Here is a 12,491-nt window from a genome sequence, read left to right as displayed (position 1 = left end):
CGATGAACGACAAGACCACATGGGCGCGCCTGGACTTCACCGTCCACGGCGACCGCATGGCGATCGGCTACGAGGACGGCATGGGGCGCGTCGCCGGCCACCGGGACGACGACCTGTCGATGTGGCACAACGCGGAGGTGCTGTTCCGCTCGGGGCTCGACGACGTGCTGTGGCCCCGCGCCGCGACCCGTCACCTCGTCGCGCTGCTGCGCGACGCCACTCGCCGTGACACGCACACGGCCGCACGACGGCCCATCGCGGTGCTGGTGCGCCCACCACGGGGTTCCTGGTCGACCGACTGGGCGGTGCTCGCGGGCCGAGTGCTCAGCGGCCTCGGCGTCGATGCCGACGACTTCGTCACGGCGACCGAGGTGACCCACGTGGACCGACGCCCCGTCACCCCGCCGGTTCGCGTCACCGTGACCACCGGCGCGGCGCCCGACCTCCAGCGGTTCGCCCGACACCTCCCGCCCGGACCAGGCGGAACGACCACCGTTGACGCGATGAGCATCCGCGCGAAGGACCCGTGGGACGAGTTCGGCCGCGGCACGGACATCCTCGTCACCTCCGGTTTCCCGCCACCACCGACGTTCTCCGACCCGCACCGCGCTCCCCGGTTGGTGATCACCACCGGCGACCACCGCCAGGCGCGACCGGCTCCCGGTTCGTCGCTGGTGGTCGCCCCCAACGCGGGGGTCCGCAACGCGATCGCGGAACAGGTGCTGCGCGGACTGCTGTGCGACCGGCCGCTGCACGAGGCGCTCCAAGCCGCGCGACGGGAATTGCGGCTCCCCGAAAGCCTGTGGCACCAGGTGAGGCTGCTGACCTCGCTACCGGGCCTGGACACCCTGAGGTGCGCCGAGACCGGCCGACCACCCGCGGTCGAGCAGTAGTCGACGACGCGACCGGACCCGGCGACCGCCGCCCGGCCGGTCGCCGTGGCAGCTCTCAGGCCAGACGTCCCACCTCGGCGAGGTCCGGTTCGCCGACACCGCCCTCCAGTCGCGCGACACGACGGCGCAATTCGGCCAGGGACTCCTCCAGCGATTCGATGACGAGCCTCAGGTCGGCCGTCGTCATGGCCGGGGTCGGCGTCTCGGCGGTGCGCGCGAAGACGCCCACGTTCGGCACGCGGGTGACCCAGCCCTGCTCGCTCAACAGGCGCAGCGCCCGGTGCATGGTCGCGTTCGTCGTGCCGTGCAGGTCGACCAGGACGCGCACCGGAGGCAGGCGTCGGCCAGGGGGCGGGTCACCCGCGGCGATCTGCGCGGCGATCGTCGCCGCGATCTGCTCGTACGGGTGCACGTAGGCGATCTCTACCTCCATACGCGGAGGCTAGAGGCCACCCCTCGGCACGTCGCGCGCCATGACCCGATCGTGGTACTCGGCCGGCCTCAGCCGACCCCTCGCAGCACGCACAGCACGTTGGGAGGCGCCGGGAAGTTCTTCTGCGCCGACCACTCGCCCGTCGCACCGCCCTCGACCGTCACCGACGTGGCGGCGTGGTCCAGGACCGTCGCGTTCTCCGTGGTGAAGAAGATCGTGATCGAGTAGTCGTGGGCGGCTTGGCCGGAGTTGGTGACCGTGCCCCGCGCCTCCCAGCCGCCGTCCGGGCCCGGCCGGCAACTCGTGATGACCGCGTGCTTGCGCCGATCGACGTCGTTGGCCACCGACGCCGGGATGTCCGCGGCCGCCGACGGCGCGACCGAACCGGAGGACGTCGACGGGCTCGACGGCGCAGCGGGCTTCTCACCCGCGGAGCACGCCGAGACGACCGCGGCCGCCACCAGCACGCACGCCGCGACCGCCGAAACCGAAGCCGCTCGACACACGCTCATCGCACGCCACCGATCGAAGCCGTCCGAGTGCAGGCCGTCGCCTGGCGAAGTGTCCACAGTGGTCTCCTCCATCCGATGATGACAGGGCCTGACCGCCTCGCGCCCGCCGTGCCGGGACGCGAGCGACCCGCCCCCGGCAGACGGCGTTGGCAGGCGCTGCCGCCGCGCATCACACCCACGTGTCAACCAGACACCGGACCCATGCCGCCGATGACGCGACCCACGCACCTCACGCGGCGAGACGCCGATGCCAGGATGTGCAGATGCCGAGCAACCACCCGCGATGGTCGGGACTCCACGACGACCTGAGGGCCGCGAAAACCCTGGTCTACGAGCCGAACGGTTTCGTCTGCTCGCAGCCGGTGCCCGAGCCCGAGAGCACCGCGTACGCGGCACACCGGTTCACGGTGGACGGGGCTTCGGTCGTGTTCCGCGTGGCAGCGACGACCCCGACCAAGGCCGGCCAGTTCGTGACCGTGTGGCAACGGTCGGCGCAAGGCCCGATCCGTCCCTTCGACACCGCCGACGGGATCGACCTCTTCGTCATCAGCAGCCGCGACCACGGCCACTTCGGACAGTTCGTCTTCCCCGGCCCGGTGTTGTGCGAGCGGGGCATCGTGTCCCGCGACGGCACCGGCGGGAAGCGCGGGTTCCGCGTGTACCCGCCGTGGGTGGAAACGACCAGCCGGCAGGCGTCCAAGACCCAGGCCTGGCAGGTCGAGCACTTCCTCCGCCTCGACGATCACACGCCGGCCACCTCGACACACGCGCGATCCCTCTACCGCGGCCGGTGACCACCAGGTGTGGTTCGGCTCTTCCGCCGGTAGGCCGCCACCAGGCTCGTCGCGATGCCGAGCATGATGGCCAGTGCTGCGCATGCCGCCTGGTTGATCACTGATGGACCGGTGTCGGGCATCGTGGGCGGGCCGTCGGGCGTCGGCTCCTGCGGCACGTCGACGACCGCCGAGGCCGTCGACGGCTCGGACTCGACGGCGGAGCCGTCGGGTGAGGTCCCGGTGGCGGTGGCGGTGTTGTCGACCGAGCCGTGGTCGGCGTCGGCTCGGGTGACGGTGTAGGGCGAGGAGGTGCATGTCGTCGATTCGCCCGGTGCCAGCTCGGCTGACGGACAGGTCACCGTGACCTCGGGCTCGGCAGGTGCCGTCAGTGTGTCTGCCACCGCGATGTCGGTGAGCGTCACATTGCCCGTGTTGGTGACCACGAAGTTGAACGTGATCGTCTGCCCGACCGTGTGCGCGGTCGCCGGATCCGCCGACTTCACCAACGTCAACGACGGATCGGGTGGGATCAACACCGACGCCGACGACGCGCTGGTCGCCGTGCCACCATCGGGTGACGTACCCGTGGCGGTGGCCGTGTTGTCGATCGACCCGTGGTCCACGTCGACTTGAGTGGCTGTGTACCGGGCGGTGCAGGTGGTGGACCCACCGACGGCGAGAGTCGCGACCGGGCAGGTGACCGCCGGCGCCGGGCCCGCGGGAACGGCCGGGGTGTCGAGCACGGTGATGTCGGTCAGCGTGACGTTGCCGGTGTTGGTGACCAGGAAGGCGTAGGTGATGGTCTGCCCGGCCGCCGACACGGTCGTCGGGTCGGCGGTCTTGACCAGGGTGATGGCCGGTGCCGGCACAACGGGCACGGTCGCGGACGAGGATGGGCTTGTCGTCGTGCCACCGTCGGGCGCGGTCGCCGAGGCGGTAGCGGTGTTGCTCACCGAGCCGTGGTCGGTGTCGGCCTGGGTGACGGTGTAGGGCGATGACGTGCACGTGGTCGATTCGCCCGGTGCCAACACGTTCGACGGACAGGTCACCGTGATCTCAGGCCCAGCGGGTGCGGCGAGCGTGTCCGCCACGGCGAGACCGGTGAGGGTGACATTGCCGGTGTTGGTGACCACGACGCTGAACGTGATGCTGTCGCCCGCAGAACCCACACTGGCCGGATCAGCCGTCTTGGTCACCGCCATCGACGCCGTGGCCGGGATCGAGACCGCCGCGTCGGACGGTGGGCTGCCAACCTGCGTGCCGTCGGGTGCGACACCCGTAGCGGTGGCGGTGTTGCCGATCGAACCGTGGTCCACATCGGACTGCCTCACCACGTACACGGCCGAGCACGTCATCGAAGCGCCGACCGACAACGTGTTCGACGGGCAGTTCACGACGAGCGGCGGCCCGGCGGGTGCGGCCACCGTGTCGATCACCGACACGCTCGACAACGTCACGTTGCCGGTGTTGCTGATCAGGAAGCTGTAGGTGACGGTGTCACCGGCCTGCGAGACCGAGCCCGGGTTCGCGGACTTCACCAAGGTGATCGCAGGCCCGGTCGGGACGGGGATCGTCACCGTCGACGGTTCGCCGGTGACCTGGTCGCCACCGGGTGCGGTGGCGGTCACCGTGGCGGTGTTGACGATCGAACCGTGGTCCACGTCAGCCTGCGTCGCGGTGTAGGTGGCGGTGCAGGTCGTCGACGCACCCGGGTCCAGCGTCGTGGACGGGCACACGACGGTCACCGCGGGACCGGCCGGGGCCGCCAGTTGGTCGCTGACGGTGATGCCGGACAGCGACACGTTGCCGGTGTTGGTCACCACGAAGCTGTAGACGACCGTCTGACCGGCCGCCGACAAGGTCACCGGATCAGCGGACTTGACCAGCGTCAGCGACGCGACATGGGGCGCGCTGACAACGGCCGACGACGGCGCGCTGTCCACGGTGGGACCACCGCTGAGCGGGTCGCCGTGCGCGGTCGCGGTGTTGGTGATCGTCCCGGCGTTCATGTCGTCCTGGGTGACGGCGTAGGTCGCGGTGCAGGTCGCCTGCTCGCCGGGACCCAGCGCCGCGGGACACGTGACGGTGGGCGGGGTTCCCGTGCCGGAGAAGGCATCCTCGGCCACGCGGACGTTGGCCAGCGTCTGGTTGGTGTTGTTGGTGACCACGAAGTCGTAGGAGATCACCTGACCGGCGGCGGACACGGTGACCGGGTTCGCGGTTTTGGTCAGGTCCAGGACGCCGGAGAAGGGTATGACCACCTGCGCCGAGGACGACGGCGAATCGACTCGGGTACCGCCGGGCGTGGCGCCGGTCGCGACCGCCGTGTTGTCGATCCCGCCTCGGTCGACATCGGCCTGGGTCACGGTGTAGGTCGCCGTGCACGTCACCTGCTCACCCACCGACAACGGATCGGCCTCCGCCGGGCAGGTGACCGTCGGCGACCCGCCCGACCCGGTGAACGCGGTCTCGGTGACGGCCGGGTTCACGATCTCCACGTCACCGGTGTTGCTCAGCAGGAAGCTGTAGGTCACCTGGTCGCCCGCCGCCGCCACCGACGTCGGACTCACCGACTTCGCCAACGTCATCGACGCCGCGAACGTCACGGTCGCGTCCGCAGGCGGGTTCAACCCCGCGCTGGCCGTGATGTTCGACGGCCCGTTGGTGTACGTGCCCGGGTCCGAGACGCGTACCGACACCGTCACCGTGCACGACGCCATACCGATGGTCAGGTCTCCGGACACCGTCACCCTGGCACCACCCGACGACGTCGACGCGACGCCGTTCGGGCAGGTCGTCGTCGGCGTGCCGACCGCCGTCATCCCCGTGGGCAGGTCGTCGTCGAACGACCACCCCGGCTTCGCCGCCAACTCTGAGGTGTTCGTAACCGTCAACGTCAGGGTGGAAGTCCCTCCCACCGGCGCGCTGAACGACTTGTCCAGCTGCGGTGTCGCATCGATGATCCGGAGGTTGTCGAAGGACCCGTCGTTGCCCCCGGCGACCGTGGTCAGGTTCCGCATGGTGAGCCCCACGGTATTGCCCGTCACCAACGCCGCGGTGTCCGACGTCAAGGTCGCGGCCCTCATGTCACGGGCGGGCGCGGCTCCCACCGCGGGAGTCGAGATCAACCGGCTGTTGACCCCGCTGCCGCACACGTTGAGCGAAGACCCCAGAGTGGTCGTCGTGGTCCCCGACGTGACCGCAATCGTGTAGACGGGCGGAGAGAAGCAGGTCAACGCCACGACGTCAACGCTCGCGATGATGAACCGTCCCGCAACCGCCAGCGGGATCTGCGGTGCGAGTTCGAGCGCTCGGGTTTGACCGGCTGGGATGGCGGCCAGCGTCCACCCCGACACAGCGTGGTTGTCGTTCGGCGTCGAGTCACCCGCGAAGGTGCCCAGCGCGTGTGCCATCTGCCGGATCCCCGAGAACGCGGCGTTGTTCCCGTTGCAGTTCGACGCCGCGAGGTTGGTCGAGTTGAACTCGACGACGTTGCCGTTGCAGTTGGTCAGGTACGGCGTGTCCGCCGTGTACGTCTGACCGTTCGCCCCCACGTAGGTGTTCAGACGCCTCGGGGTGGGTGTCGGGGCGTTCTCGAAGTCCTCGGTCAGCAGCACCGTCGCCGCTTGGGGAACACCGGGCGTGCCGGGGACGGTCGCCGACGCCACAGGTGCCCCGACATCTGCGAGAACCGCGACGCCGGGCACGGCAAGCAGAGCCGAAACCGCCAGTACGACGACCTTTGGCGTCGCGACCGGCAGTCGGCGACGCACGGCCACCCGGCTCGGCCGGCACCGCGAGGTCTTCCGGCCGAGCGGTTGACGCCACCATCGAGGGCGCTGGACATCCATCCGACTCACATCCCACGGACCTTCGAGCGCCGTTGACGATGACGCGGGCCGATCAGCCGGTCCCGTCGAGCGGTGGTGCCGCTCGGCGGGCTCGCCGCCGGCGAGCCTGCCGGGAACGAAGTCCTCGGCTCGGTCGATGCGGGCGCCGAAACCCGCGACCGGTCGGCTCGTCCGGGAAGTCCCGGCCTTCTCGATGCCAGCGAGTCGGCCAACTCCTTGGCCGACTCGCGGCGGTGGTGCTAGAGCCGCTTGCGGCGGTAGGTCGCCACCAGCCTCGTTCCGATGCCGAGGACGAGGGCGAGCGCCGCGCCCACGGCCGGGTTGATCACCGAGGGACCGGTGTCGGGCATCGTGGGCGGGCCGGCGGGTGCCGGCTCCGGCGCGACGTCGACGGCCGCCGAGGTGGTCGACGGCTCCGACTGGACTCCGGTCCCGTCAGGTGCGGTCCCGGTCGCGATGGCGGAGTTGTCCACCGAGCCGTGATCGGCGTCGGCCTGGGTGACCGTGTAGGGCGAGGAGGTGCACGTGGTCGATTCGCCAGGCGCCAACCCGGTGGACGGGCAGGTCACCGTGACCTCCGGCCCGGCCGGGGCGGACAGCGTGTCGTCCACCGAGATTCCGGTGAGCGTCACATTGCCGGTGTTGGTCACCACGAAGTTGAACGTGATGGTCTGCCCGACCGTGTCCGCGGTAGCCGGGTCCGCCGACTTCACCACCGTCAACGACGGGTCGGGCGGGATCGACACCGACGCCGACGACGACGGACTTGTCGCTGTCGTACCATCTGGCGCCGTTCCGGTGGCGGTGGCCGTGTTGTCGACCGACCCGTGGTCCACGTCGGCCTGGGTCGCCGTGTAGGTCGCGGTGCAGGTCACCGACGCGTTCGGGGCCAGCGTCGTCGATGGGCACGCGACGGTCACCGCAGGGCCGGCCGGGGCCGTCAGTTGGTCGGCGACGGCGATGTCGGACAACGCCGCGTTCCCGGTGTTGGTCACCACGAAGCTGTAGGTGATCGACTGGCCGGCCGCCGACACGGTCGCCGGGTCGGCAGTCTTGACCAACGACAACGACGGCGTCTGGGGCATGGTCACCGACGCCGAGGAGGGCTCGGTGGTCACCGACGTGGCGCCCGCGGTGCCGGCGGCGGTGGCGGTGTTGTCGATCGTCGCCCGGCCGAGGTCGGCCTGGGTCACGGTGTAGGTCGCCGTGCACGTCACCTCCTCACCCACCGACAACGGATCGGCCTCCGCCGGGCAGGTGACCGTCGGCGACCCGCCCGACCCGGTGAACGCGGTCTCGGTGACGGTCGGGTTCGTGATCTCCACGTCACCGGTGTTGGTCAGCACGAAGCTGTAGGTCACCTGGTCGCCCGCCGCCGTCACCGCCGTCGGGCTCGCCGACTTCTCCAACGTCATCGACGCAGCGAACGCCACCGTCGCGTCGGCGGGCGGGTTCAACCCCGCGCTGGTCGTGATGTTCGACGGCCCGTTGGTGTACGTGCCCGGATCGGTGACCTGTACCGACGCCGTCACCGTGCACGACTCCATACCGGTGTCCAGATCCCCGGTCACGCTGAGCGTGCCACCGTCCGAGGACACCGATGCGACACCGTTCGGGCAGGTCGTCGTCGGCGTGCCGACCACGGTCATCCCCGCGGGCAAGTCGTCGTCGAACGACCACCCCGGCTTCGCCGCCAACTCCGAGGTGTTCGTGACCGTCAACGTCAGGGTGGAAGTGCCCCCCACCGGCGCGCTGAACGACTTGTCCAGCTGCGGCGTCGCATCCAGGATCCGGACGTTGTCGAACGATCCGTCGTTTCCCCCGGCGGCCGTGGTCAGGTTCCGCATGACCAGCCCCGCGGTGTTCCCGGTCACCAACGCCGCGGTGTCCGACGTCAAAGTCGCGGCCCTCATGTCGCGAGCCGGCGCGCTCCCGACTGCGGGAACCGAGATCACCGTGTTGTCGACCCCGGTGCCGCACACGTTGAGCGAACTTCCCAGCGTGGTCGACGTCGTCCCCGACGTGACCGCGAAGGTGTAGACGGGAGGGGCGGTGCAGGTCAGTGCCACGACATCGACGCTCGCGATGATGAAGCGGTTCGCCGCCGCCAAGGAGATCTGCGGCGTGAGCTCGAGCACCCGCGTCTGACCGGCCGGGATGGCGGCCAAAGTCCACCCCGACACCACGTGGTTGTCGTTCGGCGTCGAGTCACCCGCGAAGGTGCCCAGCGCGTGTGCCATCTGCCGGATCCCCGAAAATGCGCCGTCGTTCCCGTTGCAGTTCGACGCCGCGATGTCGGTCGAGTCGAACTCGACCACGTTGCCGTTGCAGTTGGTCAGGTACGGCGTGTCCGCCGTGTACGTCTGACCGCTCGCCCCGACATAAGTGCTCAGCAGTCTGGGCGTGGGCGTCGCGGCGTTCTCGAAGTCCTCGGCGACAAGCAACGCGGCCGCTTGCGGAACACCGGGCGTGCCGGGGACGGTCGCCGACGCCACAGGCGTCCCGACACCTCCGACAAGCCCGACGCCCGGTAGGACGAGTGCGCCGAGTAGAGCCGAAGCGGCCAGTACAGCCGCCTTTCGCGACGGTGCAGGGTGCCGAGGACGGCCCTGACCCCGCGACAACAGCACGGTGGGCCACGAACCACGCCTGTTCATTCCAACCTCCATGCGCTGCCGACGACGGTGCCACTGCACGCCTCGGATCCGGACTGTCTTCCCGCAGACCGCCGAACGCCGTGCCCGATGACGTCCGGTCACCCGGACCGGTCGCGGCGACCCCGTGCCGCACGCTCGACGGTCAGGGCGACTGGCGGATCAGCCTCTGGTGCGTCTCTTGAACTTCCCGTGGCAGCCGATCCGGCTCGAACCACCCCGCCTGCTCGATCTCGAACCCGTCGATCTCGATCTCACCGCCGGTGTAGCGCGCCTCGTAGACGAACTCCAGGCGGAGGCGGTAGCCGCTGCCCAGGTACACCGGCATGGGGTCGCCCACCACCACGACGAGCCCCGTCTCCTCGACGACCTCCCGCACCACGGCGTCGGCGAGCGTCTCCCCCGCCTTCACGTAACCGCTGGGCAAGCCCCACTTCCGGTCCTCACGCCAGAAGTGGTGCTTGAGCAGCAGCACCCGGCCGTTCTCATCCCGCACCACGGCCGCGACGCTGACCATGAACTTCGCGTTCACCAGCCACAGCACGCGCCACTGCACCCAGCTGCCCGTTCCGAGCCAGAGCCGGCGGAGCAACCCGTTCATCGCGTGACCTCCCCGCTCGACGTCCGGGACGACCGAGCCGTGCCTTGGCGGACCCCTTCGGAGGCCGACAGGTAGACCGCGCTCGCCATGACGCTGGGCGAGCTGACGATCCGGGAGCGCCGCTCCGCCAGTCGCCGCGCTGGTTGCAACCCGGGTCATCCCCCGCCACCGGCACCGGCTCGGTGACCCGCCAGGGGCAAATCGGTCATGCCGCGTCATGGCGCGACCAGTCCAGCGGTCCGCACGGTGGAGGACCGCCACCGGGCCGGGGTGGAGCCGCTTCGCCGGCCCGGTGGTGGCGCTGTGGGCCGATGCGACGAGGCGCGGGTGCCGGACACCGTGCCGCCGGGATCGGGGAGGACGGCATGTACCTGTCCACGATCGACCGCGCGAAGGTCGGCGCCTGGAAAGGCGTGAGCGCCAACGTGTTCGCGCTCGGCGCGGTCAGCCTGGTCACCGACGTGTCCTCGGAGATGGTCACCGCCGTCCTGCCGCTCTACCTCGTCGTGGGCCTCCAGCTCAGCCCGGCGGCGTACGGCGTCGTGGACGGCCTCTACACCGGCGCGACCACGGTGCTGCGGCTGGTCGGCGGCTACCTCGCCGACCGCACGACCCGGCGCAAGGCCGTGGCCGGGCTCGGCTACGGCCTGTCCGCGGTGGCCAAACTCGGTCTGCTGGTCGCCGGCACGTCCACCGCCCTGCTCGGCGCGGCGATCACCGCCGACCGGGCCGGCAAGGGCCTGCGCACGGCGCCGCGCGACGCCCTGATCACGCTGTCCAGCCCGGCGGGTGACCTCGGCCGGGCGTTCGGCGTGCACCGCGCGATGGACGGGGTGGGCGCGTTCCTGGGACCGCTCGTCGCGCTCGCCGTGCTGGCCGCCACGGCCGGCTCCTTCGACTCCGTCTTCGTCACCAGCGCCTGCATCGCCGCGATGGGCGTGGTGGTCCTGGTGCTGTTCGTCCGCGACCACCGCTCGCCCGTGCCGGCGCGGCCCGTGCGCGTGTCAACCGCATGGGGACTGCTGCGGCGAACGAGGGTGCGGCGGCTCGTGGTCGTGGCCGCGGTGCTCGGGTTCGTGACCGTCGGCGACGGGTTCGTCTACCTGCTCCTGCACCAGCGGACCGCGCTGTCGATCGGGTGGTTCCCGCTGCTCGCCGTCGGCACGAGCCTGGTGTACCTGGTGCTCGCCGCCCCGATGGGCGTCCTGGCCGACCGGGTCGGACGGCTGCCCGTCGTCGTCGGCGGCCACGTGGCGCTGGCCGTCGCCTACGCGGCCCTCTTCGGGCCCTGGGGCGGCTGGCCGCTGGTCGTGGTGGTCGTCGCGCTGTACGGGGTGTTCTACGCGGCGACCGACGGTGTGCTGATGGCCCTCGCCGCCCCGGTGATCCCGCGCGCGCTGCGCGCCACCGGCCTCGCCCTGGTGCAGACCGGTCAAGCCCTGGGCTACCTGGGGTCCTCGGTGCTGTTCGGGCTCACCTGGCACGCCTGGGGCCCCGAAGCCGCCACCCGGCTCGCAGCCGCCGCCGTCGTGGCGGGAGCGGTCGTGGTCGTGGCGTTGTCGGGGCGGCGCCGGTGAACCCGCCCTCCGCCAGGGCGCGGCTCCTGCTCACCGCCGCGGCCGCCGTCACGCTGGCGGGAGTGGCGGTCGGCTACACCGCGCTGCGGTCCGCCTCCGGCGCCGACGTCGTGACCGGCCCGGTGACGGGGGCGAGGCTCCAGGTGGTCAGCGACGGTGTCCTGTCCTTCGTGTCCCGCGACGACCCGACCGGGCCGCGCGAGGTCACCGGCGAGCGTTGCGACCGGGCCTACGCGGCCGGCGGCACGGTGTCCTGCCTGCGCCCGATGAGCGCCTTGAACGCGGGCGAGTTGGTGGTCTTCGACTCGACGCTCCAGCGACGACTGCGGACGGTTCCCCTGCAGGGCATCCCCAACCGGACCAGGGTGTCCGAAAGCGGGCGCATGGTGTCCTGGACCGAGTTCGTGGAAGGGCACTCGTACACGTCGGGCTCGTTCTCCACCAACACCGGCATCCTGGACTTGAAGACCGGCGATGTGCTGTGGTCGCTGGAATACTTCACGTCCATGAAGGACGGAGTGCCCGTGGTGGCTCCGGACACCAACTTCTGGGGAGTCACGTTCGCCGCCGACGACAACCGCTTCTACGTGTCGATGTCGACCGGGGGGAAGCGGTTCTTGATGCGTGGCGACTTCCGGGCCATGCGGATGGAAGTGATCGCGGAGAACGTGGAATGCCCATCGCTTTCACCCGATGGCACACGCATCGCCTTCAAGGCCGCCGTGAACGGTGATCCGGCACAGGGTTGGCGACTGTCCACGATGGACCTCGCCTCCGGTGTGGTCGTCCCGCTCGCCGAAACGCGGAGCGTCGACGACCAACCCGCATGGCTGGACGACGACACGGTCGCCTACGCCATCCGACGCGACGAGGCGGCGAGCGACGTGTGGGCGGTCCCGGCCGACGGCTCCGGCACCCCGCGCCTGCTGGTCCCGGCAGCCAGCTCACCGGCCACCCTCGAACCTCCCGCCGACCGGCCCCACCGGTGATCCCGCTGCATTCAGCTCAACCGGCGGCTTGACCGCGTTCAGCCCGGGCAGGACCTTCGCCGCCGACCGGTGTCACCCATTACGACCACGCGGCGAACCAGTCACGCGGCCACCTCACCCCACACCCGAAGCACGACACCCGGAGCGCGACACCCGGAGCGCGACACCCGGACCAAGCACGCCGGAACGGGAGGTCGCGACACAG

At 70.7% G+C, this 12,491-nt stretch carries 9 protein-coding genes; 4 read left to right on the top strand and 5 right to left on the bottom strand.

The features are described 5' to 3' along the window. Positions 1-2: 2 nt before the first annotated feature. Positions 3-893, top strand: a complete 891-nt coding sequence (locus AB0A74_RS01055) for a hypothetical protein (protein ID WP_358246841.1) — start codon at positions 3-5, stop codon at positions 891-893. A 55-nt stretch (positions 894-948) separates the two neighbouring features. On the opposite strand, the gene AB0A74_RS01050 is transcribed toward AB0A74_RS01055, so the two are convergent. Both AB0A74_RS01050 and AB0A74_RS01045 read right to left on the bottom strand, forming a co-directional pair. After that, on the bottom strand, positions 949-1,326 hold the full coding sequence (locus AB0A74_RS01050; RefSeq protein ID WP_358246840.1) for a GntR family transcriptional regulator: 378 nt from the start codon (positions 1,324-1,326) through the stop codon (positions 949-951). 68 nt (positions 1,327-1,394) lie between these two features. Further along, positions 1,395-1,895 carry a hypothetical protein gene (locus tag AB0A74_RS01045; protein ID WP_358246839.1) on the bottom strand — a complete coding sequence of 167 codons (501 nt, stop codon included), beginning with the start codon at positions 1,893-1,895 and terminating at the stop codon, positions 1,395-1,397. Positions 1,896-2,101: 206 nt separating this feature from the next. On the opposite strand from AB0A74_RS01045, the gene AB0A74_RS01040 reads away from it, so the two are divergent. Further along, positions 2,102-2,632, top strand: coding sequence for a MepB family protein (locus AB0A74_RS01040; protein WP_358246838.1), 531 nt, complete (start codon positions 2,102-2,104; stop codon positions 2,630-2,632). Here the strand turns inward: AB0A74_RS01040 and AB0A74_RS01035 are convergent. The 3 genes from AB0A74_RS01035 to AB0A74_RS01025 form a co-directional block, all read right to left on the bottom strand. After that, complete coding sequence (locus AB0A74_RS01035; protein WP_358246837.1) at positions 2,617-6,282, bottom strand: hypothetical protein; 3,666 nt, start codon at positions 6,280-6,282, stop codon at positions 2,617-2,619. The genes AB0A74_RS01040 and AB0A74_RS01035 overlap by 16 nt on opposite strands. A gap of 422 nt (positions 6,283-6,704) precedes the next feature. Next, positions 6,705-8,960, bottom strand: a complete 2,256-nt coding sequence (locus tag AB0A74_RS01030) for a hypothetical protein (protein ID WP_358246836.1) — start codon at positions 8,958-8,960, stop codon at positions 6,705-6,707. Between the two features lie 304 nt (positions 8,961-9,264). Then, a complete protein-coding gene (locus AB0A74_RS01025; protein WP_358246835.1) occupies positions 9,265-9,720 on the bottom strand; it encodes an NUDIX domain-containing protein in 456 nt (151 codons plus the stop codon). A gap of 365 nt (positions 9,721-10,085) precedes the next feature. On the opposite strand from AB0A74_RS01025, the gene AB0A74_RS01020 reads away from it, so the two are divergent. Both AB0A74_RS01020 and AB0A74_RS01015 read left to right on the top strand, forming a co-directional pair. After that, positions 10,086-11,297, top strand: coding sequence for an MFS transporter (locus AB0A74_RS01020; protein ID WP_358246834.1), 1,212 nt, complete (start codon positions 10,086-10,088; stop codon positions 11,295-11,297). Beyond that, positions 11,294-12,286 (top strand): hypothetical protein, encoded by a 993-nt coding sequence (locus tag AB0A74_RS01015; protein ID WP_358246833.1) that lies wholly within the window; start codon positions 11,294-11,296, stop codon positions 12,284-12,286. The genes AB0A74_RS01020 and AB0A74_RS01015 overlap by 4 nt, the downstream gene beginning before the upstream one ends. Positions 12,287-12,491 lie beyond the last annotated feature (205 nt).

The sequence above is a fragment of the Saccharothrix sp. NPDC042600 genome (assembly GCF_040647305.1).
Lineage (GTDB): Bacteria > Actinomycetota > Actinomycetes > Mycobacteriales > Pseudonocardiaceae > Actinosynnema > Actinosynnema mutabilis.
This window is presented reverse-complemented; position numbering and strand designations above follow the sequence as displayed.